Raw genomic sequence first — 25,521 nt, 5'->3', positions numbered from 1 at the left:
GCCGGTCCCATGCTCCGGTCCCCGGCTCCCGTCGCTCACTCCACGACTTGTCGCCCCTCGGGCCGCGCGCTGCACGACGCGCGGAAGGCGCAGTGGGTGCAGTGCTGGCCCGTGGTGGGGGTGAACCGTTCGTCGAGGACCTTGCCCGCGGCCGTGGCCAGCAGGTCGCCGACCCACTCGCCCTCCGGCCCCTGCTGGGACTCCTGTGTCTGCACCTTGGGCAGGGTCTCGCCGCCGTCCCGCTGGGGCGCGCCCTGGCGCAGGTGGACGAGTTCGGCGCCGCCCGGTTCGGGGCGTACGCCGTCGAAGGCCTCGTCGACAGCGCCCTCGCGGACGGCGAGCTGGTACACGGCGAGCTGGGGGTGGCGGGCCACCTCCGAGGACGTGGGCGCCTGTTTGCCGGTCTTGAAGTCGACGACGTAGGCGCGACCGTCGCCATCGGCCTCCACGCGGTCCATCTGGCCCTTGATGCGCACCTCGTAGTCGCCCGCCTCCAGGGTCACGTCGAAGTCGTGCTCGCTCGCCACCGGGGTGCGCCCGGCACGGTCCATGACGTGCCATTTCAGGAAGCGTTCGAGCGCCACGCGCGCGTTGGCCTTCTCCTGGGCCGACTTCCACGGCGCGTCGAAGGCGAGCGCGTTCCAGACGGAGTCCAGGCGCTCCATGAGGACGGCGAGGTCGGCCGGGGTGTGTCCGGAGGCCACCTCGTCGGCGAGTACGTGCACCACGTTGCCGAAGCCCTGGGCGGTGGTCGCGGGCGCGTCGGCCTTCACCTCGCGGCCGAGGAACCACTGCAGGGCGCAGGTGTTGGCCAACTGGTCCAGGGCGCTTCCGGAGAGGGTGACGGGCTGGTCGCGGTCGCGCAGGGGCACCTTGCTCTCGGTCGGGTCCCACATGCCCCACCAGCGGTAGGGATGGGCTGACGGCACCAGGGGGCGGCCGTCCTCGTCGGTGAGCGCGGCGAGGCGGGACAGACGGCGTGCGGCGGCCTCCCTCAGGGGCGCGGAGACGCGGGGGTCGACGGTGGTGGCCCGCAGTTCCGCGACGAGCGCCGCGACGGCCAGCGGGCGGCGCGGACGGCCGGTGACGTCGGCGGGTTCGACGCCGAGTTCGGTCAGGAACCGGGAGGGCTGGTCCCCGTCGTCGGCCGGTGCCTTCACCGCGGTCACGACGAGTCGCTCACGCGCGCGCGTAGCGGCCACGTAGAACAGGCGGCGCTCCTCGGCGAGCAGCGCCCCGGGGGTGAGGGGTTCGGCGAGTCCGTCGCGGCCGATCCGGTCGGCCTCCAGGAGGGAGCCGCGACGGCGCAGGTCCGGCCACAGGCCCTCCTGGACACCGGCGACGACGACCAGCCGCCACTCCAGCCCCTTGGAGCGGTGGGCGGTCATCAGGCGAACGGCGTCGGGGCGTACGGCACGCCGCGCGAGGGTGTCGGCCGCGATGTCCTCGGCGTCGATCTCCTCGAGGAAGTTCAGGGCGCCCCGGCCACCGGTGCGCTCCTCCGCGCGGGCGGCCGTCGCGAACAGCGCGCACACGGCGTCCAGGTCGCGGTCGGCGTTGCGCCCGGCCGCACCGCCGCGCCGGGCGGAGCGTTCCAGGCGGGTGGGCCACGGGGTGCCGTCCCACAGGTCCCACAGCGCCTCCTCGGCGCTGCCGCCTCCCGCCAGGCGCTCACGTGCCGTGCGCAGCAGCGCGCCGAGCCGCTGGGCGCCGCGCGCGTACGCGGGGTCGTGCACGGCGAGCCGCTCGGGCTCGGCCAGCGCCCGCGCGAGCAGTTCGTCCGAGGGCGGCGGCAGCGGGTTGCCGGCGGCGCGCTGCTCGTCGCGCAGGGCACGGCCGAGGCGGCGCAGGTCCGCGGCGTCCATCCCGGCGAGGGGGGAGGTGAGCAGGGCGAGGGCGGTCTCGGTGGGCAGCCAGCACGGATCGTCCGCGCCGTGCGCGCCTTCACCGCGCGCCGGCTCCGCGTCGGGGTCGGCGTCGGCGTCGGCGTCGGCGTCGGCGTCGGCGTCGGCGTCGGCGTCGGCGTCGGCGTCGGCGTCGGCGTCGGCGTCGGCGTCGGCCACAGGCTCGGGGTCCAGGTCGGATACGTCCGCGGACGCCGCCTCGGGTACGGCCCGCTCGGCCGCGTCGGTCCCGGGCCGCTCCCCTGCCCGCGTCTCCGCCTCCGCCACGGCTCGCAGCGCCGTCAGCAGCGGCGCCACCGCGGGCTCGTGGCGCAGGGGGAGGTCGTCGCCGTCGATGTCCAGGGGGACGCCGGACGCGGTGAGGACACGGCGGAGCGTGGGGATGGCGCGCGAACCGGCGCGCACCAGGACGGCCATGTCGCTCCACGGGACACCCTCCTCCAGGTGCGCCCGGCGCAGGATGTCGGCGATGTTGTCCAGTTCGGTGCCGGAGGTCGGGTACGTGTACACCTCGACCCGCCCGCCGTCCCGCGCCGGGGTCAGCTCGCGGTGGGCGCGGACCTTGTCGGCGGGGAGGCGGGTCAGCGGCATGCGTCGGGTCAGCAGCCGGGTGGCGGCCAGCAGGTCGGCGCCGGACCGGCGCGAGGTACGCAGCACCTCGACCGGCGCCGGACGGCCGTCCGCGCGCGGGAAGGCGGTCGGGAAGTCCAGGATGCCGTTCACGTCCGCGCCCCGGAAGGCGTAGATCGACTGGTCGGGGTCGCCGAAGGCTACGAGGGTGCGCCCGCCGTCCGCCAGGGCGTGCAGCAGCCGTACCTGGGCCGGGTCGGTGTCCTGATACTCGTCGACGTACACCGCGTCGTACTGGGCGGTCAGGCGCGCGGCGACCTCGGGGCGGCGGGCGAGGAGCACCGCGCGGTGGACCAGTTCCGCGTAGTCGAGCACGCCCTGGAGGTCGAGCACGTCGAGGTACTCGGCGAGGAAGAGGGCGGCGGCGCGCCAGTCGGGGCGGCCGATGCGCCGGGCGAAGGCGCCGAGCGCGTCCGGGCCGAGTCCCAGTTCGCGACTGCGGGCGAGCACCGCGCGGACCTCGTCGGCGAAGCCGCGTGTGGTCAGGCAGGCCCGCAGTTCGTCGGGCCAGCGCACATGGGCCAGCCCGAGCCGCTCCAGGTCCACCTGGCCCGCGAGCAGTTCGCGCACCGTCACGTCCTGCTCCGGGCCGGACAGCAGCCGCAGGGGCTCCACGAACAGGTCGCTGTCCTGGTGGGCACGGACCAGGGCGTAACCGAAGGAGTGAAAGGTCGTCGCCCTGGGGGCCCGTGCGGCGCCCATGCGCAGCGCCATCCGGTCGCGCAGTTCGACGGCAGCCTTGCGGCTGAAGGTCAGCACCAGGATGCGCTCGGGGTCGCCGCCCCTGGCGATCCGGTCCGCCACCGACTCGACCAGGGTGGTGGTCTTGCCGGTGCCCGGCCCCGCCAGCACGAGCAGCGGTCCGGTCCGGTGGTCAACCACGGCGCGCTGTGCGGCGTCCAGACGAGGGGGGTCCACGCGTGCCGGCGGGGTACGCACCAGTCGGTAAGCGCCACGGCTCCCCCGTCGCACCTGGGGGTGCGACGGGTGTCCGGTGGAGGAAGAGGAGCTCACGTGGTTCGCCGGTCCTGGTGGGTGTGCTGGTGGGCCGTCCGCGCCGAGGGTGGGGCGGTGACCGCGGGATGAGGGGGACGCGTGCGGCCGACGCTACGCCGACGGAAGAGGCGGAAGCAGTGCTTCCCCTTCTTCCCCCGGGTCACTCCTGGCGCGTACGCCCCCTGCCCCACGAACGTACGTCATGCCACGGACATGCCCGAAGCGCCCGGTTTACCTCGTACGGATCACAGGTCACACATCGGCCGGTCGGATGGCGGAAGCTGTCAGGTGTGACCCTGTGCGCGTCCGCCGTGCTCCTGCGAGCGTCCACCGCCGTCCCACCGCGCCCGCTTCAGGTCGAGGCGCGGCAGGTGGCCCTCTGCGGCTCTGCTCGCCTCCTTCAGAGGAGTGCCCTCCTCCCGGTAGCGGTCGAGCGCCTCCAGCTCGTGCCCCGCGAGCAGGACCCCGTCCGCGCGGACGACACGCCACCAGGGGACGCCTCCCCCGTAGAGGGACATCACCCGGCCGACCTGGCGGGGACCCCCCTCCTCCAGGTACTCGGCCACGTCCCCGTACGTCATGACGCGGCCCGGCGGGATCACTTCGGTCACGTCGAGGACCCGCTCGGCGTACTCGGGCAGCGCGTCCGCGTTCTCCGGACGGTCGCCGTCCGGAAGGCTCTGCTCGCTCATCCGCCCCATCCTGCCGCACCCCGCCGACAACGCGACGCCCTCCCGAAGGCCCGCGTCCCTCGCCCACGAGCGGCGCTTCGGGCAGACTGTGCGGCCCGCACGGGCACCCTGATGCCTGCCGAGTCCGACGCGGCATGCCACCATCGTGCGGGCGGTGACCAGTGATACGAGAGCAAGAAGAGGCGATGAAGCAGCAGGGTGTGCACCCCGAGGACGCCGAGGGCACCTCTGACGCTTCCTCGCGCGCGGACACCGCGGACGCGGACGACCAGGAGACCGGCGAGCGGGCGGCCGAGGGCCCGTCGGCGACGGCCGCCGACCCCGACGACGTGGCGCACATCGACGAGGTCGAGGGCGACGAACCGCTGCTCCCCGCGCGCGTGCACCGCCCCTCCGACCTGGTGCGCCTCCTGGTGGGCGTACTCGCCGTCGCCGTACTGCTGGCCATCGCCGCCTTCGCGCACGGCACCACGTCGGGCCTCGAACAGGACATCAACAAGGGCACCGGTCAGGCTCCCGACCTGCTCATCAAGATCGCGGGACTGGCCTCCAGCATCGCGATCCTCCTGGTGCCCGTCGCGTTCGCGATCGAGAGGCTAATCAAACGGGACGGGCTGCGGATCGCCGACGGCGTACTGGCGGCCGTCCTGGCGCACGGAGTGACCCTCGCCACCGACCTGTGGGTCGCCAAGGCCGCCCCCGGCTCCATCCAGGAGGCCCTCACCCAGCCGTCTCCAGGTGACATCCACGCGCTGACCGACCCCGTGCACGGCTACCTCGCCCCGGTCATCGCGTACATGACGGCCGTCGGCATGTCCCGCAGACCCCGCTGGCGCGCGGTGCTGTGGATCGTGCTGCTCCTCGACGCCTTCTCGATGCTCGTCACCGGTTACACGACGCCGTTCTCGATCATCCTGACCGTCCTCATCGGCTGGACCGTCGCCTACGGCACCCTGTACGCCGTCGGCTCCCCCAACGTGCGCCCCACCGGCCGGACTCTGATGGCGGGCCTGCGGCACGTCGGCTTCCGGCCGGTGACCGCCGCCCGGCAGGAAGCTCCGTCCGACAGCGTCGAGACCGGCGACCGCGGCCGCCGCTACTTCGTCACCCTGGAGGACGGCCGGCCGCTCGACGTGACGGTGGTGGACCGCGAGCAGCAGGCGCAGGGCTTCTTCTACCGCGCGTGGCGCAACCTGACGCTGCGCGGCTTCGCCACCCGCAGCAGCCTTCCCTCCCTGCGCCAGGCACTGGAGCAGGAGGCTCTGCTCGCCTACGCGGCCATCGCGGCCGGTGCCAACGCCCCCAAGCTGATCGCGACGTCCGAGCTGGGTCCCGACGCCGTGATGCTCGTCTACGAGCACACCGGCGGGCGCTCCCTGGACTCACTGGCGGACGAGGAGATCACCGACGACCTGCTGCGCGAGACCTGGGAGCAGGTGCGGGCGCTGCAGTCCCGGCGCATCGCGCACCGCAGGCTGGTGGGCGACGCGATCCTGGTGGATCGTTCCGGCACGGTGATCATCACCGACCTGCGCATCGGCGAGATCGCCGCCGGCGACCTGCTGCTGCGCATGGACATCTCCCAGCTCCTGGTGACGCTCGGCCTGCGGGTCGGCGCCGAACGCGCGGTCGCGTCGGCGGTGGGTGTCCTCGGCCCCGACACGGTGGCGGACTGCCTGCCCATGCTTCAGCCCATCGCGCTCAGCCGCTCCACGCGCGCGACCCTGCGCAGACTGGCGCGGGAACGGGCCCAGCGCGAGCGCGAGGCGGTGCTGGAGTCGTCCCGGCAGGCCAAGCTGGCCCGCGCGGAGGCGGCCGGACACGACGCCACGAGTCACACGTCGCAGCAGACCGACAAGGCCACCCAGACCGACAAACCGGACAAGAAGGCCGTACGTGCCGAGCAGCGGGCCGAGAAGCGGGCCGTGGACGAGGCCATCGAGGAGGCGCGCGAGGAGGACCTGCTCACCCAGATCCGCCACGCGGTGCTGCGCATCAGGCCGCAGGCCCCCGTCGAGCCGGCCCGGCTGGAGCGGGTGCGGCCGCGCACGCTGATCAGCTTCATCGCCGGTGCGATCGGCGCCTACTTCCTGCTGACGCAGCTCACCCACATCGAGTTCGGCCCCCTGATCTCGAACGCCCAGTGGGGCTGGGTGGCGGCGGCCGTGCTGTTCTCGGCGGCGAGCTACGTCGCGGCGGCGATGTCGCTGCTGGGGTTCGTGCCCGAGAGAGTGCCGTTCCTGCGGACCGTGGCCGCGCAGGTCGCCGGGTCGTTCGTGAAGATCGTCGCGCCCGCCGCGGTCGGCGGCGTCGCCCTGAACACCCGCTTCCTGCAACGCGCGGGCGTGCGCCCCGGGCTCGCGGTGGCGAGTGTCGGCGCGTCCCAGCTGTTCGGGCTCGGCTGCCACATCCTGATGCTGCTCTCCTTCGGCTATCTGACCGGGACCGAGAAGACGCCGTCGCTGTCGCCGTCCAGGACGGTCATCGCCGGTCTGCTGACCGTGGCGGTCCTGGTGCTCGTGGTGACGTCGGTGCCGTTCCTGCGCAAATTCGTCGTCACGCGCGTGCGGTCGCTCTTCGCCGGGGTCGTGCCGCGCATGCTGGACGTGCTGCAGCGGCCGCAGAAGCTGATCACCGGCATCGGCGGCATGCTGCTGCTCACGGCCTGTTTCGTGATGTGCCTGGACGCCTCGATCCGCGCCTTCGGCGACGACTCCTCGTCGATCAGTCTGGCGAGCGTCGCGGTCGTCTTCCTCGCGGGCAACGCCCTGGGGTCCGCCGCGCCGACGCCGGGCGGTGTGGGCGCGGTGGAGGCGACGCTGACGGTCGGTCTGATCGCCGTCGGCCTCCCCAAGGAGGTGGCCGCGCCCGCGGTGCTGCTCTACCGGCTGCTCACCCTGTGGTTGCCGGTGCTGCCGGGCTGGCTGGTCTTCAACCACCTCACGCGCAAAGAGGCCCTGTAACCGGACACGGGAAGGGTGCTCCGTACCCCGTACGGCCCTGGCCCCGAGCATGTGCTCCCGCGCGACCGCACGATGGACGCATGCCGAATGCCTCCCGGCTGCGCGCCGCCACCCTGACCGCCACCGCACTCGTGCTGTCCGTTCTGCTGGCGGGCTGCGGCGGCGGGTCGCAGGAGGACGACGAGGACCTGACGGGCCAGCATCTGGACTGGAAGGACTGCCCGGCACCGTCCGAGGCCGAGGGCGGCGGCGCGGCCCCCTCGCCGCTGCCGGGCGGCGACGAGTGGCAGTGCGCCACCATGAAGGCCCCACTCGACTGGGACGACCCCGAGGGCGACACGATCGGCCTCGCGCTGATCCGCGCCGAGGCCGACGGCGCGGCGGACCGGCGGATCGGCTCGCTCGTCTTCAACTTCGGCGGGCCCGGCGGGTCCGGTGTCACCACCCTGCCCGCGTTCGGCCAGGACTACGCGAAGCTGCGCACCCGCTACGACCTGGTCAGCTTCGATCCGCGCGGCGTCGGCCGCAGCGACCCCGTCCAGTGCCTGGACGACAAGCAGCTGGACACCTATTTCCAGCAGGACGCCACCCCCGACGACCAGGCCGAGCGCACCGCGCTGGTGGACAACACGGAGAAGTTCAACGGGGCCTGCGAGAAGCACTCGAAGAAGATCCTTCCGCATGTGCGCACGACCGACGCCGCCCGCGACATGGACCTGATGCGCCAGGTCCTCGGCGACGCGAAGCTGTACTACTTCGGCATCTCCTACGGCACCGAACTCGGCGGCGTCTACGCCCACCTCTTCCCCGAGCACGTGGGCCGGGCCGTGTTCGACGCCGTCGTCGACCCGACGCAGAACGCGGAACAGAGCTCGCTCGGTCAGGCCGAGGGGTTCCAGCTGGCACTCGACAACTTCGCCGAGGACTGTGTGTCGAAGGCCGAGGACTGTCCCATCGGGGACACGGCCGAGGACGTCAAGGCGCGCATCGCCCGGCTGCTGAAGGACCTCGACCGCAAACCGATCCCCGGGGTCTTCCCCCGCGAACTCACCGAGACCGCCGCGACCGGCGGCATCGCCCAGGCGCTGTACTCGAAGGACTTCTGGGAGTACCTCACCGAGGGCCTGGAGCAGGCGTACAACGGGGACGGGCGGCTCCTCATGGTGCTGTCGGACTCCTTGAACGGCCGCAACGAGGACGGCGAGTACAGCAACATCACCGCGGCGAACGTCGCCATCAACTGCGCCGACGACAAACCCCGGTACGACTCCGCGTACGTGCAGGGCAAGCTGCCCGAGTTCCGGGACGCCTCCCCGGTGTTCGGCGACTACCTCGGCTGGTCCATGCTCAGCTGCACCGACTGGCCGGTCGCCGGAGCCGCCGCCCATCCGGACGTCAGCGCCCCGGGCGCGGCGCCGATCCTGGTGATCGGCAACACCGGCGATCCCGCGACGCCGTACGAGGGCGCCGGGAGGATGGTGGACGCCCTCGGCAAGGGCGTCGGAGTGGAACTGACCTACAAGGGCCAGGGACACGGCGCCTACGACAGCAAGAACCGGTGCGTGCAGGACGCGGTGCACGGCTATCTGCTCGACGGCAGGCCACCGGCGGCCAAAACGGTGTGCTCCTGACCGCGGCCGGCTCCACAGGTCGGGCGAAGGGGCAGGTCAGAGCGTTATCCACAGGCGTCGGCGGGTGCTGCCTGATCCACCTACCATGGCAGGAACGCCATCCGCCGCACGGCGCGGACGGCTTGCCAGGGGGGAGAGGACATGGCGCGTCTCGTCCGGTGGACGGCTCTGACGGCCGCCGCCGCGCTGCTGACGGCGGGCTGCAGCGGCGGCTCGTCCGACGAGGACAAGGACGACGGGGGCAGGAGCAGCGCGGCACCTTCGGCGGCGGCCCCGTCCGGAGTGCCGGAAGCGCTGGCGTCCCAGACGCTGGACTGGGCCCGGTGCAAGGGCACCGACGACGCCCCGGCTCCGGACGGAGACTGGCGGTGCGCCACGCTCAAGGCACCGCTGGACTGGTCCGACCCGGACGGCGAGACGATCGATCTCGCGCTGATCCGGTCCAGGGCGAGCGGGGACGACCGCATCGGCTCCCTGTTGTTCAACTTCGGCGGCCCCGGTGGTTCCGGCGTCTCCATGATGCCGTCCTACGCCGACACCGTCTCCTCCCTGCACGAGCGGTACGACCTGGTGAGCTGGGACCCGCGCGGGGTGGCCGCCAGCGAGGGCGTCCGCTGCCGCACCGACGAGGCGATCGAGGCCGCCGAGTCGGTGGACTCCACGCCGGACACCCCGGCCGAGGAGCAGGCCTACCTGAAGGACGCCGCGGACTTCGGCAAGGGCTGCGAGCAGGCCGCCGGCAAGCTCATGGAGCACGTCTCGACCACGGACACCGCCCGCGACATGGACCTGATGCGGCATGTGCTGGGCGACGAGAAGATGCACTACTTCGGCATCTCCTACGGCACCGAACTCGGTGGCGTCTACGCCCACCTCTTCCCCGAGCACGTCGGGCGCGTGATCCTCGACGCCGTGGTGGACCCGGGCGCCGACACGATGGGCCACGCCGAGAACCAGGCCAGGGGCTTCCAGCGGGCACTGGACGACTACCTGGAGTCGACCGGGCAGGAGCCCGTTCAGGGGGCCCGGAAGATCGCCGACCTGCTGGAGCGCCTGGACGCGGAACCGCTGCCGACCTCTTCGCCGGGGCGGAAGCTCACGCAGACGCTCGCGCTCACCGGGATCGTGCTGCCGCTGTACAGCGAGAGCGGCTGGCCGGCCCTGACCAGTGCGCTGAAAGCCGCCGAGGAGGGAGACGGATCGGAGTTGCTGGCGCTCGCCGACGGCTACAACGAGCGTGACCCCTCGGGGCGCTACGGCACGACGACCCACTCGCAGAGGGTCATATCGTGCCTGGACGACAAGCAGCGGCCGACCGTGGAGGAGACCAAGAAGCTGCTGCCGAGGTTCGAGAGGGTCTCGCCCGTCTTCGGCGCCTTCCTCGGCTGGGACACCGCCGGATGGTGCCACGACTGGCCGGCGGCCGGCCAGCACGAGACGCCGGAGGTGAGCGCACCCGGCGCGGCCCCGATCCTGGTGGTCGGCAACACGGGCGACCCGGCCACGCCCTACGAGGGCGCCCGCAGGATGGCGGACGAGCTGGGCAAGGACGTCGGCGTGGTGCTGACCTGGAAGGGCGAGGGACACGGCGCGTACGGGAGCGGGAGCGACTGCGTCGACTCCGCGGTGGACGCGTACCTGTTGAAGGGGACGGTGCCGAAGGACGGCAAGGTCTGCTCATGACGACGGCGGGGGCTTCGGGCACCTGCGGTGCGCGAAACCCCCGCCGTCCGGGAAGCGGTTCCGGGAGCCGGTCAGTAGACGGGCTTCTCCGGTTCGATCTGGTTGACCCAGCCGATCACGCCGCCGCCGACGTGGACGGCGTCCGAGAAGCCGGCGGACTTGAGGACCGCGAGGACTTCCGCACTGCGGACACCCGTCTTGCAGTTCAAGACGATCTTCTTGTCCTGCGGCAGGCTCTCCAGTGCCGAGCCCATGAGGAACTCGTTCTTCGGGATCAGCCGGGCGCCCGGGATGGAGACGATCTCGAACTCGTTCGGCTCGCGGACGTCGATGAGCTCGAGGTTCTCGCCGTCGTCGATCCACTCCTTGAGCTGCTTGGGAGTGATCGTGGAGTCGGCGGCGGCCGCCTGGGCCTCCTCGGACACGACGCCGCAGAAGGCCTCGTAGTCGATGAGCTCGGTGACGGTCGGGTTCTCGCCGCAGACCGCGCAGTTCGGGTCCTTGCGGACCTTCACCTGGCGGTAGGTCATCTCCAGGGCGTCGTAGATCATCAGGCGGCCGACCAGCGGCTCGCCGATGCCCGCGAGGAGCTTGATGGCCTCGTTGGTCTGGATGGAGCCGATGGACGCGCACAGCACGCCCAGCACGCCGCCCTCGGCGCAGGAGGGGACCATGCCGGGGGGCGGGGGCTCCGGGTAGAGGCAGCGGTAGCAGGGACCGTGCTCGGACCAGAAGACGGAGGCCTGGCCGTCGAAGCGGTAGATCGAGCCCCAGACGTAGGGCTTGTTCAGCAGCACGCAGGCGTCGTTGACCAGGTAGCGGGTCGCGAAGTTGTCCGTGCCGTCGACGATCAGGTCGTACTGGCTGAAGATGTCCATCACGTTGTCGGCCTCGAGCCGCTCCTGGTGAAGGACCACGTCCACGTACGGGTTGATGCCCTTGATGGTGTCGCGGGCGGACTCGGCCTTGGAACGGCCGATGTCGGCCTGGCTGTGGATGACCTGACGCTGCAGGTTCGACTCGTCGACCTCGTCGAACTCCACGATGCCGAGCGTGCCGACACCGGCTGCCGCCAGGTACATCAGGGTCGGCGAACCGAGGCCGCCCGCGCCCACGGCGAGCACCTTGGCGTTCTTCAGCCGCTTCTGCCCGTCCATCCCCACGTCGGGGATGATCAGGTGGCGGGAGTACCTGCGGACCTCGTCTACGGTGAGCTCGGCGGCCGGCTCGACCAGGGGTGGCAGCGACACGGGGACTCCGTTGGTCGGTCAGTAATTACGGTTGTTCTCCCGGTAACACTGCCACGGCCTTTTTCATTCCGAGACACCCGTCCCGACTCGCGAGACGATTTCGTCCCAGTAGCCGGGCATCGTCTCCCAGGGGTCGGCCCGGCCGTCGCGGTCCGTGCGGTCGGTGAAGTAGATCGTCGCGGCACCCTGCCACCGGGCGATGCGCAGCGCTTCCTCCAGGTGTCCGCGCGGCAGGCCGTGCACGAAGTGGCAGAAGCGCTCGGGCGGATAGTCGGCGCTCCACTCGGCCGCCTGGGACCAGCGGTAGTCGGCCCAGGTGCCCGAGAAGGTGACGAGCTGGTCGGCGTTCTCGGCGTAGCCGGGACAGGGGTGGGTGCCGTGGCCGAGGACGATGTGGGCATCGTCACGGATCGTCCGCAGTGTGGTGACCGTACGGCGGACCTCGGGGAGGGCGGTCCGGTCGGACGGGCAGTGGGCGAGGAGGAATCCGTCGACCTGGTACCAGTCGAGGTACCGGTGGGCGTCGGAGATCTGCTCGCCGAGGCTGCGGGCTCCGTACGCGGCGTCGAGATGGCCGAGGACGCGGACGCCCGCGTTGCGCAGGCGGCCGGCGGCCTCCAGGCACCGGGGGTCGGGCTGCGCCCCGGGACCGTTGGCGATGTTGAGGACGACCCAGTGGAGCGGGGTGCCGGGGCAGGTGAGGCCGGCCCACTCGTCGGGGGCGACGAGGGGGTGGGCCAGCCCCGGGACGCCGAGGCCGGTGCGGACACCGGTGCTCGCGGTGCCCGCCTTGGTACTGGTCAGATACGGCATGCCGCCTCCATCCAGATGTCGGCGAGGGACTCTTCGAGGGCGATCCGGGGCCGCCAGCCGAGCCGGTCGCGTGCGGTGCGCACATCGGCCTGCTGCCAGCTGCCGCAGCCGTCGGGGTACGGGTGGGGGGCCGGCGCCGCGTGCTCGGAGTCGGCGCGCTCCCCGCGGTTTCCGAGAGGGTCCGGGCGGTGATGGCCGAGTGCGTCGGTCCGGTGGTGACCGAGGGCGTCGACGCGGTGTCCGACCGACTCCGTACGGGGGTGACCGATGGTGGGCCGCAGCGCGCCCGGGGGGCCGTCGAGTTCGTGCAGGGCGCCGCCGTAACCGGCGACCCGGGCGAGGGTGGCGGCGGCGTCGCGCAGGCGGACGGCGCGGCCGGAGCCGATGTTGATGACGCCCTGGGCGGCGGAGAGCGAGGCGGCATGCACCGCGCGGGCGACGTCGCGGACGTCGATGAAGTCCCGCTGCGCCCCGAGGCCACCGAGCCGCAGCTCGCCGTCGCCGGACTGCATCGCGCGGCGCATCGCCTCGGCGAGCCGGCCCAGCGGGGACCCGGCGGGCGTGCCGGGCCCCGCGGGCGAGAAGACCCGCAGGACCACGGCGTCCAGGCCGGAGCCGAGGACGAGTTCGGTCGCGGCGAGCTTGCTGACGCCGTAGGGCCCGCCGGGGCGGGGCACGGCGTCCTCCGCGGTCGAGGAGCCGGGCTGGCTGGGACCGTACTCGGCGCTGCAGCCGACCTGCACCAGGCGGGCGCCGCAGCCGCTGCGGCGCAGGGCCTCGCAGACGGTGGCGACGGCGACGGTGTTGTGACGGGTGAGTTCGCGGGCGCCGCCCCGGGTGGCCCCCGCGCAGTTGACGACCACTCCGGGATGGACCGCGTCGAGGAAGCGGGTGAGGGCGCCGGGGCTTCCGGTGGCGAGGTCGAAGCGGACGTCGGCGTCGTCGCCACGGCCGAGGGCGGTGAGCTGGACGGCCGGGTCGGCGAGCAGGCGGTCGGCGACGAAGCGGCCGATGTAGCCGTTGGCTCCGATCAGCAGGACTCTCATCGGGCGGCTCCCGGTGCCGAGGCGTCGGGTCGGGAGGTGGTCATCTGGGGGCTCCTTCAAGGGTGATGCGAGGGTGGTGGTGGGGGGCGCATGAGGGGCTGTTCGTGCGCGCGCTCACCGCGTTCGCTCCGTGGCAGCGTGGGCCGATGCCCTGGTCAGGCGGCGGCAGGCATGCACCAGGAGGGTCAGGGCGGCGACGCCGCAGACGGCCGTCGGGACACCGGCCGGGCCGCAGGCGGCGACCAGGGTCTCCGCGGGGGCGCTCAGGAAACCGAAGCCGGGGAGACGGCCCGCGAAGAGCGTGGCCAGGGCGGCTGCCTCCGCGGCGGCCGCGGCGGTGAGGACGAGGGTGGGGGCGTGGGTGTGGCCGTGCACGGTGAGCAGCCGGGCGAGCAGCAGCAGGGCGCCCAGGCTGAGGCCCTGGGGAAGGCCGGCGGGCTCGCCGAGCACGGCGCCGGTCAGCGCGAGCAGACCCGCGAGGGTGCCCATGTACAAGGTGAACGCGCCGAGCAGCAGGGGGCGTACGGAGGCGGAGAAGTCGGCCAGGCCCCGGCTGGACGTCAGTTTGCCGCGGGCGCCCGCGGCGAAGAGGTGGGCGCATCCGGCCGCTGGCGCGCAGGACAGCGCGAGCGCCAGGACGGGGGCGACGGTGACGGGCCACGGGCCGTCGGCGGTGCCGTCGGGAAGACCGTCGGGGCCGCCGCTGACAGCGGTTTGCAGGAGTCCGTCGCCGAGGAGGGCGTAGCCGACGAGCCAGCAGGTCCAGGTGCTGGTGGTGCGGGTGGCGGCGCTCAGCGGCCCGCGGCGCAGCGCCGCACCCAGGGCCAGGGACACCGCGAGGATGCCGACGACGGCCACGATCAGGCGCGGCCTGCCCTCGGTCAGGCGCAGTCCGGCCGCGGCGGCGGCGCACAGCACACCGGGCAGCAGGGCGAGCACGATTCCGGCGGTGCGCGGACGGCGTGGACCGTGCGGCCGGGGTGCCGGTGCCTCCTCGGGACACGCATGGGTGTCGCGGTCGCGCGGGACACGGGCGTACATCTCTTCCGCGAGGGAGAACACGTCCCGGTGACGGAAGCGTGCGGCGGTCCGGTCCGTGACACCGTGCGCTTCCAGGCCCGCCGCGATCTCCAGTGGGTCCACGGCGCGTTCGCACAGTTCGCGGTGCCGGTGCAGCAGCCCCTTCACGGGGTCCGCGGCGGAACGGCGTACGGCGGACGCGGACGGCGACCGCCTGCCGTCGCGGGCCTCCCCGACGGCGACACCGACGGCCCGACCGGCACCTTCGCGACCGACGCCATCGTGACCGGCACCTTCGCAACCAGCGCCATCGCGACCGGCGCCGTCACGCGGCCGCACATCCTGCGCCCCGTCGACCCCGTCGACCCCGTCGGCCCCGTGGTCCAGGGACGCCCGTGAGCGTTCGTCCCAGGCGCCCGGGCTGCGCGGAGTCTCGGGCCGGTCCAGTTCGCCGAGGCCGCTCATCGTGCCGCTCCCTCGCTCGCCGGAACCGACGTGGTCGCCCGGACCGGGGCGCCCTCAGTCGCCCAGCCGGGACCGCTCCGGGCCGTGCCGGGACCGCCCCTGGCCACGACACGGGCCGTGGGGTCGCTCCAGCGACCGGGGAGGTGGGCCTCGGCGGGGACGCCGAAGGGCAGGGGTTCACCGGCATCGTCGAGAAGGACGCGGCGGGCCGGGGTACGCGAGAGGATCTCCAGGTAAATGCCGTGAAATGCCGCGATGTTCTGCTCGACGGTGAACAGCTCCAGTGCGCGGGCGCGCGCCGCGGCACCCAGCCGGTCCCGGCGCTCCGGGTCGCGCAACAGCGCGACGCACGCCTCGGCGAGCGCCCGCGGATTGCGCGGGGGCACGACGAGTCCCGTGCCGCCGATGGCCTCCACCACCGCGCCGACGTCCGTGGACACCGTCGCGCGACCGCAGAACATCGCCTCGACGAGCCCGGCCGGGAAGCCCTCGACGACGCTGGAGAGCACCACCAGGGCGCCCGAGGCGTACGCGTCGGCGCGGGAGGGAAGTCCGGGCCCGCCGGTCTCCTCGAAGGAGACCGGGTTGCGACCGACGGCGTGCGGACCGTCGGCCTCGTCGGGGAACAGCTGCGCGGCCAGCGCCTTGCAGTGGGCCAGGTACGCGGCGCCCTCGGGGCCCGAGGGGGCGCCGACGATCCTGAGCCGCGAGCCGGGCTCCGCCCTGCGGATCTCCGCGAAGGCGTGCAGCAGTGAGACCAGGTCCTTGGCCGGCTCGACGCGGCCCACCCAGACGAGGGTCTGCGGGTCGGCGCACTCCGGGGACTCCGCCACCTCCGTGAACGGGGCCGCGTCCATGCCCGGGTGGACCGTGCGCAGCTTGGCGCGGTCGGCGCCACAGCGCTCCTGCCAGCGGCGGGCGTGCGTGTTGCCGGGGGTGATCACGGCCGCGCGCCGGTAGGTCTCGGCGGCCAGCCGACCGTGGAAGGCGGCGAGCAGCGACCGTATCGCGGGTGAGGAATCGGGTTCCGTCAGGTAGTGCGTCCGCAGCCGCACGCCGTACTCGGTCACCAGCAGGGGCACGTCGCAGAAGTGCCGGGCGAGCAGGCCGGGCAGGGCCGCCGTACCGCCGGAGGTCGCGTGGCACAGGTCCACCGAGCCGAGGTCGTCGTCCTCGTACCAGTCGAGGGCCAGGGGGCGCAGGGCGTGTTCGAGGCGAGCGGCGACGGTCAGCAGATCGGGAACGCGTGCCTCACGCGCGGAGCGGTGGGCGCCGGGCGCGCGACAGGCGCGTTCCAGGGCGCGTACGGCGGTCTCCGAGCGGAGTGCGGCGCACAGTCCGCCTTCGTCTCGGGCCAGCTCGGCGAGGCCGTACAGCGCACTGGCGAAACGGTCCGCCTCAAGGGCCGACTGCCCTCCCGGCTCCCCCTCCGGCACCCCGGAAGGGTTTCCGGGCTCCGCGGTGCACAGGGCCGTGGCCAATTCGCCGTAGCACTCGGCGAAGCGTCGGCGCGCGCGCCGTCCGTGGACGATTCCGTCGTCCACGGTTTCCCACAGTGGGGCGGTGCGCACCCGGCCGACCTGCGGTGGCAGCGGGACCCAGCCGGCGACCTCCTCGCGCTCGCTCCGGCTGAGCGCGTAGACGTCGAACTCGTGCTCCTCCAGGCCGCGCACGAGCCGGTCGCACCAGAGTCCGGCCTCACCGCTCACATACGGATAGCCACCCTCCGTAAGCAGTCCGATGCGCACGCGCGCACCCCCGATCTCCCGTTTGGGGAGCCGCCGTTGGCCCGGCGGCTCGCAGCGGGACGAACGTATGCGGACAAGGAGGTGGCGCGATGGACGGTTGTCCATCGCGCCACCAAAAGGGGTGAACGGTCGTAACTTTCCTGTGCGAGACGCGTTCGGTCGCGCTAAGAGATCAAGCGGTCACCACATGTGACACGTCGGTCCACACGGCGCGGTCAGCTGTTCGGGTACGCCCAGGGGTTGGGGCGGCAGTCGATTCCGTCGTGGTCGACGAACTTCGTCTGCTGCTGCATGACCGGGGCGAGTTCGCCGTCCTTGTCGCAGGAGACGTGGTTGTAGCCGATGCGGTGACCGACCTCGTGGTTGATCAGCATCTGCCGGTACGCGTGGATCGCCTTGCCGTACGGCGCGGCTCCCTGGGCCCAGCGGTAGGCGTTGATCATCACGCGCTGGGTGGCGGCCGAGTCGCAGGAGACGTTGTCCTCGGTGGTGTCCAGGCCGGACTTGGCGCACCACTCGGCGGTGGTGCCGGGGCTGGCCAGCGTGATGACGAAGTCGGGCTGTCCCGACTCGATCCGCTCGAAACTGCGGGCGCCGTTGTGGGCCCAGCTCCGGTCGTCGTTGAGCGTCTTCTGCACCGCCTCGGCGAAGAGTGCGCCGTCGAGGCCGAGCCCCTGCTCGACGTCCACGCGGTAGGTGTACTTCTGTCCCCGCCCGGGCCCCTTGGCGATACCCGGGACCGCGTCGAACTTCCCCGAGGCCTTGAGGGTGGCGCCGAGCGGATAGGTCCTGCCCATCTTCTGCTCGTACGTCAGCGGCTTCGCGGCCCCGGACGCGGAGGGCGTCGGGCGTTGGTCGTTCCGGGACGCCGGGTCGTGGGCGCCCCGGGCCTGGTCGGTGGCGGACTGTGCGCGCACGCCGCCCCCGTCCGCCCCGTCGGCGACCTGACCGGCCACGACGACGGCCAGCACGGTGGTGACGGCGGCCGCCGCGATACCGGTGAAGGTCCGGCCCTTGGCGCCCTTGGCCGGTGCGGGTTCGCCCGTGGGCGGCTGATCGTCGGCGTCCGCGCCCGCGTCGGCAGGAAGGCCACCGTCCCCGGGGCCGTCCCCGGCGCCACCTCCGCCGACGGCGCTCCAGTCGGTGACGGAGGCGTACGGGCCGACGGGCGGCGGTGAGCCGGGAGCACGTCGCTGGGGGCGGACCGCGAAGACGTCCTCGTCCTCCCCGAAGGCGTCCAGATAATCCTGCCGCGGCCCGTCCGCGGGCGCCTGCCGCTGCCTCGGGAAGGGAGCGGGCGGCCGCCCGGACGGCGACGACGGTGCGAAGGACGCGGGAGACTCGGGGGCCCCGGTGCGCGGTCCCGTCGCCGATCCGTACTCGGTCCCGCTCCCGGCCCGGCCTTGACCGGAACCGGGCCCGGCGCCGGGCCGCCCGCCCAATTCGCCCCAGCCTCCGCCGGCTTCCCGCTGCTCGGGATGGCCGCCCCGGACCCGCGGCACACCGTGCGCCGGGGTGCCGTCGGGATACCTGGGGACGCCGTGCGCCGGGGTGCCGTCGGGATACCTGGGGACACCGTGCGCCGGGGTGCCGTCGGGGAGCCTCGGCACGCCCCGCGCGGGCGTCCCGTCCGTCATCCGGGGGGAGCCGTGGGCCGGTGTCCCGTCCGGGAAGCGAGCGCCAGGGCCTCGCCCCGGGCCGAGGCCCTCGTGCCCCTGGCGGGCGCCCGGAACCTCGCCCCGCACCGCCCCACGGGGCGTCCCGTCGCCCACCTGCGGCCGGTACGACGCCTGCGGCTCCTGCGACAGTCCGTTCGTGCGGCGCGGGTCGGGCGGCCCGGACCGGTTCTCGCGTGTTGCGGCGGTGTCCGCGGCCTCTGCCTTGGGGGCGGGTCCGCGGCGGCTGTGGCGTCCCACGTCGCGCCTCAGCCTCCTGTGGTCTGGTTGGCGGGCTCGCTGTCCGCGGCCTCGTCGGTCCTCGCGCCACCCGCCGGCTTCCCGGTGCCCACCGTGTCCGCGGCGGCCACCGCGCCCACCGTGTCCGCCAGGAGTTCCCGGAAGGCCGTGGCAACGGTCTCCGGATACTCCATCATCGCCACGTGTCCCGCGTCCGGCAGGGTCAGCAGCCGGGAGTCACGGAAGGCACGGGCGGCCCGCTGGGCCATGCGGTAGCCGACGAGTTGGTCCCGTCCACCGTAGACCAGGAGCGTGGGTGCGAGAACCCGCTCGGCCTGTCGCCACAGCGCGTGCTGGCCGCCGAGCGTGTACGCGTTGACGATTCCCCGCGTCGAGCGCGCCATCGCGTCCCAGAAGTACGGCAGTTGCAGTCGCCGCTCCATCTCCTCGACGGCATTGCGGAAGCCCTCCTCGCTCACTCGCCCGGGATCGCCGTAGCAGAGCGCCGTCACGCCGCGGACCCGCTGCTCGGCCGTCCAGTCCCGGGTGAGCCGGTTGAACAGCGACACCACCCCCGGCAGCGCCAGCAGCCCGGTCGGGACGGCGGTGCGCTGCACGCGGATCTCCGGCAGCGCGGGCGACACGAGGGTCAGTGTCCGCACCAGGTCGGGCCGTGCCGCGGCGACGCGGGTGACGACGGCGCCGCCGAGCGAGTTGCCGAACAGGTGCACCGGGCCGCGCCCGGACGCGTCGAGGTAGCGGACGACCGCGCGCGCGTGGCCGGTGATCGAGTAGTCGCCGTCGTCCGGCGGCGGGGAGTCCCCGAAGCCGGGCAGGTCGACGGCCTCGCTGTCGACGACGCCGTCCAGCAGCGGCATGAGCGCCGACCAGTTCTGCGAGGAGCCGCCGAGGCCGTGGACGTAGAGGGCGGGCGGCAGTCCCTCGCGGGCGGGCCGTCTCGACCGCACCGTCAGGGTGACGCCGGGGAGGTGGACCGACCCGAGCCGCTCCCCGTCCGCGACCTTGACGGCCGCGACCTTCGGCAGCACGTTGGCGGGCGGCACGGACGGCGGCTCGGTCGAAGGCATGCGGCAATGTTACGAGACGATCACGCACTGGCTCATGTGTTCGCCGTCACAAGCGGTGCTGCGCCGACACGGCGGCGGGGTACGGATGCCGTCGACGCCTGCCGCCTGGGCCGGGGCCGGACCCGGCGGCACCGAGCACCCGGGACCGGGACCGGCGACGCATGGTCCGGGCCGGCGACACATGGCGTCCGGATCGGGTGTCTCCTAGGCTCGTGAAGTGGGCACCCGCCGTGTGACCCCTGCACCCCGGGGACGTCCGTAGGAAGGGAGCCCAGCATGACCGTCGACCCGACCGACCCCGAGACCTTCGACGACGAGGCACAGGCACCGGATCCGGAGGACCGCGACGTGGAGGCGCCCGACGCCGACGCCGCCGAGCAGCGGGCGGACATCGGGCAGGAGCGCGACGAACCGCTGACCGGCGTCGAGCCGGACCGCGCCAACGAGGCCGACCTGGCCGAGCAGGCCCGGGTCGTCTCGCACGACGAGGACGACTACCGCTGAACGGCGGGGACGCGACACGCCGCGAGGCGGCGGAGCGGCTCCACCGCCCGGAAGGGAGGCGGATCTTTGCCCGGCCTGGACCCTTTTGAAACCTGTTGTGCGGCTATCGCCACCGTCCGGTCCGTGAAATTCTGCGCCCGCAGCACCCACACCACGGTTACCGAAAAGTACGATGTCGACGCGGCGCACACCGCACGAGGACGACTATGGGAGGCGGCGTGACAGCCATCGAGCAGACAGAGGCGGTACGCCCGCGGGGCACACGCCTTCCCCGCCGAGCCCGACGCAACCAGCTGCTGGGCGCCGCACAGGAAGTGTTCGTGGCCCAGGGCTACCACGCGGCCGCCATGGACGACATCGCCGAGCGCGCCGGCGTCAGCAAGCCGGTGCTCTACCAGCACTTCCCCGGCAAGCTCGACCTCTACCTCGCCCTGCTGGACCAGCACTGCGAGGCGCTGATCCAGTCCGTGCGCAGCGCGCTCGCGTCGACCTCCGACAACAAGCAGCGCGTCCGGGCGACGATGGACGCGTACTTCGCCTACGTCGAGGACGACGGCGGCGCCTTCCGCCTGGTCTTCGAGTCGGACCTGACCAACGAGCCCGCCGTACGCGAGCGCGTGGACAAGGTGACGAACGAGTGCGCCGAGGCGATCTGCGACGTCATCGCCGAGGACACCGGCCTCTCGCGCGCGGAGTCGATGCTGCTGGCCTCCGGCCTGGGCGGTCTCGCCCAGGTGGTGGCGCGCTCCTGGCTGCACAGCGACCGCAGCGTGCCCCGCGACCAGGCGGTCCAGCTGCTGACCTCGCTGGCATGGCGGGGCATCGCCGGCTTCCCGCTGCACGGCACGGAGCAGCACTGACCACCAGGGTGCGGGTTCTGTTCCCGTCGGCTGTTCGCTCCTGGCGTTCTCCGACGCAGCGTGTACGTCCCCTCACCGGGCTAATGTGTGCTGGTACGGCGCGGAAGATCGCGCACTTACTGACCGTCGGAGGGACATAGCCGTGGAGGTCAAGATCGGCGTGCAGCACGCGCCCCGCGAGATCGTTCTGGAGAGCGGTCAGAGCGCCGAGGAAGTCGAGCGCGTGGTGGGCGAGGCACTGGCCGGCAAGTCGCAGCTGCTGAGCCTCGTGGACGAACACGGCCGCAAGGTCCTGGTGCCGGCCGACCGGCTCGCCTACGTCGAGATCGGTGAGCCGGCCCCGCGCAAGGTGGGCTTCGGCGCGCTGTAGCCGCCGGACGCGGGACGACGGACGAAGAGGGGTGGGGCCCGGCGGTGTGTCACCGCCGGGCCCCACCCCTCTTCCCGTTCGCGCTCCCCCGGCTGCTTCCGCTCCCGCCCTCCTGACCGCTCCCGCCTCCTCCACGGGCGGAGCACAGTTCACCCACAGGGGGAGGATTGCATTCCGCAGGTCAGGGGTAAGTCGGCTGTGACCGTTTGGGGCAGGCCGGCCATGTGGGAGGGACCCCGACATGATCTTGGAAGCGCTCAGCGCCGCACTTCTCGGCCTCGCCCTGGCTTGGGCCGCCGCACGCCGTCTGCCCCACCGCCTGCCCGCCCCGCTCCTGGTCCTGCCGACCGGTGTCGCCGGGGCCCTCTTCGGGGCGTTCGTCACGCACACCGCGCTGGGCGCCGGAGGGTTCCTGCTGGTGCTGCTGGGCTCGGCGACGCTCTCCGCGGCCTCGCTGTCGCTGCTGCTGCGCCCCGCGGGACGGCTCCGGCGCAGCTCGGCGGCCGCCTGACAGGCAACCGCCGTACCGTGCCCGCAGGGGTCAGGCGGCCAGTCCCAGTGCGGCCATCCGCTTGGTGTGCGCCTCGGTGATCCGGGAGAACATCTTGCCTACCTCGGCCAGGTCGAAGCCGTCCGCGACCCCGCCCACGAGCATCGTCGACAGGGCGTCCCGGTCGGCCACCACCCGCTGGGACTGCGAGAGCGCCTCTCCCATCAGCCGCCGCGCCCACAGCGCGAGCCGCCCGCCCACGCGCGGGTCGGCGTCGATCGCCGCGCGCACCTTCTCCACGGCGAAGCCGGCGTGCCCGGTGTCGTCCAGCACGGCGAGGACCAGCTCGCGGGTGTCCGTGTCGAGGCGGGCGGCGACCTCGCGGTAGAAGTCGCTGGCGATGGAGTCGCCGACGTAGGCCTTGACGAGGCCCTCCAGCCAGTCCGAGGGGTCCGTCTGCTTGTGGAAGCCGTCGTAGGCGGCCACGAACGGCTCCATGGCGCCCGTCGGCTCCTCGCCGATCTCGGCCAGCCGGTCCCGCAGTCGCTCGAAGTGGTGGAACTCCGCCGACGCCATCTTCGCCAGCTCCGCCTTGTCCGCCAGCGTGGGCGCCAGCTTGGCGTCCTCCGCGAGCCGCTCGAACGCCGCCAGCTCGCCGTACGCGAGCGCGCCGAGCAGGTCCACGACCGCGGCGCGGTACTGCGGGTCGGACGCGGCCGTCGCCCAGTCGCGGGCGGCGACCGGCACGGCTCCGGCGGTACCGGCGGTTGCGGCGGTCTCGGCGGGGGCGTCTGCGGCGGTGCCAGGCTTGTCAGAGCTCGTCATGCAGCGCACAATAGCCCGCTCTTCGGCGGTGGTAAGTCCCTGGTCAGTCAGTGTGACGACGACTACGTGAGCAAATCGGCCATCGCGTGTGCGCGAATCCGGGGTATGGTGGTAATGCGCCTGCCGAGTATGTGACGTACGGGTACGTGACATCGTCGTCGGGCCGCACGCATGAGGATGCCCGGTCGGTGGCCCGATCGGCTCCGACCCGACAGCCCTCCCTGCCGTACGCCACGCTGCGTACGGAATCCGGAGGGGGACCCTCAGTGGTACGAGCGCTGGAGCGTCGACAGAGGTCCCGTGTCCTACGGCTACCCGTAAGGCAGCCGACGTCCCCGACACGGTCCGGCACGACCCGCGCGCTCGCCTCGCACCACGTACACAGAAGAGGCAGCACCCTGACTACGACGTTCCGATCCCTCGGGATCCTCCCCGAGACCGCCGAAGCCCTCGAAGCCGTCGGCATCACCACTCCCTTCCCCATCCAGGAGATGACGCTCCCCGTAGCCCTGTCGGGCAAGGACGTCATCGGCCAGGCCAAGACCGGCACCGGCAAGACGCTGGGCTTCGGCCTCCCGCTCCTCGAGCGCGTCACCGTCCCCGCCGACGTCGAGGCGGGCCGCGCCGCGCCCGAGGCCCTGACCGACGCCCCGCAGGCCCTCGTCGTCGTCCCGACGCGCGAGCTGTGCCAGCAGGTCACCAACGACCTCCTGACCGCCGGCAAGGTCCGCAACGTGCGCGTCCTCGCGATCTACGGCGGCCGTGCCTACGAGCCCCAGGTCGAGGCCCTGAAGAAGGGCGTCGACGTGATCGTCGGCACCCCGGGCCGCCTGCTGGACCTGGCGGGCCAGAAGAAGCTGAGCCTCAAGCACATCAAGGGTCTGGTCCTGGACGAGGCCGACGAGATGCTCGACCTGGGCTTCCTGCCCGACGTCGAGAAGATCATCAATATGCTGCCGGCCAGGCGCCAGACCATGCTGTTCTCGGCGACGATGCCGGGCGCGGTCATCGGACTGGCCCGCCGTTACATGTCGCAGCCGACGCACATCTCCGCCACCTCGCCGGACGACGCGGGTGCGACGGTCGCGAACACCAAGCAGTTCGTCTACCGCGCGCACAACATGGACAAGCCCGAGATGGTCGCCCGCATACTGCAGGCCGACGGCCGCGGTCTCGCCATGGTCTTCTGCCGTACCAAGCGCACCGCCGCCGACCTGGCCGACCAGCTCAAGCAGCGCGGTTTCGCCTCCGGCGCGGTCCACGGCGACCTCGGTCAGGGCGCCCGCGAGCAGGCCCTGCGCGCCTTCCGCAACGGCAAGGTGGACGTCCTCGTCTGCACCGACGTCGCCGCCCGCGGCATCGACGTCGAGGGCGTCACGCACGTCATCAACTACCAGTCGCCGGAAGAGGAGAAGACGTACCTGCACCGCATCGGCCGCACCGGCCGCGCGGGCGCCAAGGGTACGGCGATCACGCTGGTCGACTGGGACGACATCCCGCGCTGGCAGCTGATCAACAAGGCGCTGGACCTGGGCTTCAGCGACCCGGCGGAGACCTACTCCACCTCCCCGCACCTGTACACCGACCTCGGTATCCCCGAGGGCACCAAGGGCGTCCTGCCGCGCTCGGAGCGCACTCGCGCCGGGCTCGACGCGGAGGAGGTCGAAGACCTGGGCGAGACGGGCGGCCGCGGTGGCCGCGGGCGTGGCGACCGGGGCGACCGGGGTGGCCGCGGTGGCCGCGACGACGCCCGTTCCGCCGACCGCGAGCGCGACCGTTCGTCCCGTACGACGCCGCGCCGCCGCCGTCGGATGCGCGGCGGTGCGCCGGTGGACGCGGAGACCTCCGCAGCACCCGCGGTCGAGGCCGTGACCGGCGCTGCCGACAGCGCCGCCGACACGGGCACCGATGCCGCCCAGGGTCCCCGCACGCTGCGCCGCAGGCGCCGTACGCGCAATGGTGAGCCCTCGCGCCGCCCGGAGACGGCCGCGACGCTCGACGCCCCGGTGGCGCAGGCCGCCGAGGCCACCGCGCTCGCGCCGTCCGAGGCCGCGGTCGTCGAACCGGCGGAGGTCGCGGAGGCCGTGGAGGCCCCGGCGAAGCCGCGCCGCCGCCGCACCCGCAAGTCCGCGGAGGCCCCGGCCGTCCCGCTGGAGACCGCTCCGGCGGCCACCGAGGCGACGGTCGTGGAGACCCCGGCGGCCGTGGAGGCCGTGGCGGCCGTTGAGGCCCCCGCCGCCGAGGCGCCCGCCGAGAAGCCGCGCCGCCGCACCCGCAAGGCCACGGCCGCCGAGGCCACGCTCGACACGGCCGAGGGAGCCACCGAGCCCGCGTCCGAGCCGGCCGAGACCAAGCTGCGCCGCCGTACGCGCAAGGCGGCCGTCGCCGACACCGAGACCGCGCAGGCTCCGGAGGAGGCAGCAGCCGAGGCCGAGACCAAGCCCAGGCGCACCCGGAAGACGGCCGCCGCCAAGGCAGAGGCCGCCGCCGACACCGCCGAGGCCACGGAGGCCAAGCCGAAGACCCGCCGCACCCGCAAGGCCGCCGAACCGGCCGCGCAGGCTCCGGAGGAGGCAGCAGCCGAGGCCGAGACCAAGCCCAGGCGCACCCGGAAGACGGCCGCCGCCAAGGCAGAGGCCGCCGCCGAC

18 protein-coding genes are annotated in these 25,521 nt (G+C 73.1%); 8 read left to right on the top strand and 10 right to left on the bottom strand.

Annotated elements, in window-relative coordinates; genetic code table 11:
• Positions 1–35: 35 nt before the first annotated feature.
• Positions 36–3,548 (bottom strand): ATP-dependent helicase, encoded by a 3,513-nt coding sequence (locus ACZ6IM_RS20615; protein WP_469558031.1) that lies wholly within the window; start codon positions 3,546–3,548, stop codon positions 36–38.
• A gap of 266 nt (positions 3,549–3,814) precedes the next feature.
• Positions 3,815–4,222 (bottom strand): MGMT family protein, encoded by a 408-nt coding sequence (locus ACZ6IM_RS20610; protein WP_052840808.1) that lies wholly within the window; start codon positions 4,220–4,222, stop codon positions 3,815–3,817.
• Between the two features lie 185 nt (positions 4,223–4,407).
• On the opposite strand from ACZ6IM_RS20610, the gene ACZ6IM_RS20605 reads away from it, so the two are divergent.
• The 3 genes from ACZ6IM_RS20605 to ACZ6IM_RS20595 all read left to right on the top strand — a co-directional run bounded on the left by ACZ6IM_RS20605 (position 4,408) and on the right by ACZ6IM_RS20595 (position 10,499).
• Positions 4,408–7,185 (top strand): lysylphosphatidylglycerol synthase domain-containing protein, encoded by a 2,778-nt coding sequence (locus ACZ6IM_RS20605; RefSeq protein ID WP_052840809.1) that lies wholly within the window; start codon positions 4,408–4,410, stop codon positions 7,183–7,185.
• Positions 7,186–7,265: 80 nt separating this feature from the next.
• A complete protein-coding gene (locus ACZ6IM_RS20600; RefSeq protein ID WP_052840810.1) occupies positions 7,266–8,816 on the top strand; it encodes an alpha/beta fold hydrolase in 1,551 nt (516 codons plus the stop codon).
• A 141-nt stretch (positions 8,817–8,957) separates the two neighbouring features.
• Positions 8,958–10,499 carry an alpha/beta hydrolase gene (locus ACZ6IM_RS20595; protein WP_469558026.1) on the top strand — a complete coding sequence of 514 codons (1,542 nt, stop codon included), beginning with the start codon at positions 8,958–8,960 and terminating at the stop codon, positions 10,497–10,499.
• Between the two features lie 71 nt (positions 10,500–10,570).
• On the opposite strand, the gene moeZ is transcribed toward ACZ6IM_RS20595, so the two are convergent.
• The 7 genes from moeZ to ACZ6IM_RS20560 all read right to left on the bottom strand — a co-directional run bounded on the left by moeZ (position 10,571) and on the right by ACZ6IM_RS20560 (position 19,824).
• On the bottom strand, positions 10,571–11,749 hold the full coding sequence (moeZ, locus tag ACZ6IM_RS20590; protein ID WP_052840812.1) for an adenylyltransferase/sulfurtransferase MoeZ: 1,179 nt from the start codon (positions 11,747–11,749) through the stop codon (positions 10,571–10,573).
• Between the two features lie 63 nt (positions 11,750–11,812).
• Positions 11,813–12,562 carry a spherulation-specific family 4 protein gene (locus tag ACZ6IM_RS20585; RefSeq protein ID WP_052840813.1) on the bottom strand — a complete coding sequence of 250 codons (750 nt, stop codon included), beginning with the start codon at positions 12,560–12,562 and terminating at the stop codon, positions 11,813–11,815.
• Positions 12,550–13,608, bottom strand: a complete 1,059-nt coding sequence (locus ACZ6IM_RS20580) for an NAD-dependent epimerase/dehydratase family protein (protein ID WP_052840814.1) — start codon at positions 13,606–13,608, stop codon at positions 12,550–12,552. The genes ACZ6IM_RS20585 and ACZ6IM_RS20580 overlap by 13 nt, the downstream gene beginning before the upstream one ends.
• 114 nt (positions 13,609–13,722) lie before the next feature.
• Positions 13,723–15,093 (bottom strand): hypothetical protein, encoded by a 1,371-nt coding sequence (locus ACZ6IM_RS20575; RefSeq protein ID WP_469558021.1) that lies wholly within the window; start codon positions 15,091–15,093, stop codon positions 13,723–13,725.
• Positions 15,090–16,841: a DUF3492 domain-containing protein gene (locus ACZ6IM_RS20570; protein ID WP_052840815.1), complete on the bottom strand. Its 1,752-nt coding sequence runs from the start codon at positions 16,839–16,841 to the stop codon at positions 15,090–15,092. The genes ACZ6IM_RS20575 and ACZ6IM_RS20570 overlap by 4 nt, the downstream gene beginning before the upstream one ends.
• A gap of 215 nt (positions 16,842–17,056) precedes the next feature.
• Positions 17,057–18,757: a DUF3152 domain-containing protein gene (locus tag ACZ6IM_RS20565; RefSeq protein WP_469558019.1), complete on the bottom strand. Its 1,701-nt coding sequence runs from the start codon at positions 18,755–18,757 to the stop codon at positions 17,057–17,059.
• Between the two features lie 8 nt (positions 18,758–18,765).
• Positions 18,766–19,824: an alpha/beta fold hydrolase gene (locus ACZ6IM_RS20560; RefSeq protein ID WP_052840817.1), complete on the bottom strand. Its 1,059-nt coding sequence runs from the start codon at positions 19,822–19,824 to the stop codon at positions 18,766–18,768.
• Between the two features lie 276 nt (positions 19,825–20,100).
• Between ACZ6IM_RS20560 and ACZ6IM_RS20555 the strand changes: the two genes are divergently transcribed.
• The 4 genes from ACZ6IM_RS20555 (at position 20,101) to ACZ6IM_RS20540 (ending at position 22,069) form a co-directional block, all read left to right on the top strand.
• Positions 20,101–20,328, top strand: coding sequence for a hypothetical protein (locus tag ACZ6IM_RS20555; protein WP_052840818.1), 228 nt, complete (start codon positions 20,101–20,103; stop codon positions 20,326–20,328).
• Between the two features lie 218 nt (positions 20,329–20,546).
• The gene (locus ACZ6IM_RS20550) at positions 20,547–21,188 is read left to right on the top strand and encodes a TetR/AcrR family transcriptional regulator (RefSeq protein WP_030400709.1); all 642 of its coding nucleotides are present in this window, start codon (positions 20,547–20,549) and stop codon (positions 21,186–21,188) included.
• A 142-nt stretch (positions 21,189–21,330) separates the two neighbouring features.
• Positions 21,331–21,558: a DUF3107 domain-containing protein gene (locus ACZ6IM_RS20545; protein WP_007444428.1), complete on the top strand. Its 228-nt coding sequence runs from the start codon at positions 21,331–21,333 to the stop codon at positions 21,556–21,558.
• Between the two features lie 241 nt (positions 21,559–21,799).
• Positions 21,800–22,069, top strand: coding sequence for a hypothetical protein (locus ACZ6IM_RS20540; RefSeq protein WP_469558013.1), 270 nt, complete (start codon positions 21,800–21,802; stop codon positions 22,067–22,069).
• Between the two features lie 30 nt (positions 22,070–22,099).
• Here the strand turns inward: ACZ6IM_RS20540 and ACZ6IM_RS20535 are convergent, their stop codons facing one another.
• On the bottom strand, positions 22,100–22,873 hold the full coding sequence (locus ACZ6IM_RS20535) for a ferritin-like domain-containing protein (RefSeq protein ID WP_052840820.1): 774 nt from the start codon (positions 22,871–22,873) through the stop codon (positions 22,100–22,102).
• A 491-nt stretch (positions 22,874–23,364) separates the two neighbouring features.
• Here ACZ6IM_RS20535 and ACZ6IM_RS20530 point away from each other — a divergent pair.
• On the top strand, positions 23,365–25,521 hold a 2,157-nt coding region (locus ACZ6IM_RS20530), incomplete at its 3' end, for a DEAD/DEAH box helicase (protein WP_469558010.1).

It is taken from the genome of Streptomyces sp. NPDC042336 (assembly GCF_055581985.1).
Note: the sequence above shows the minus strand (reverse complement) of the source record. Positions and strands in the feature narration are given on the sequence as shown.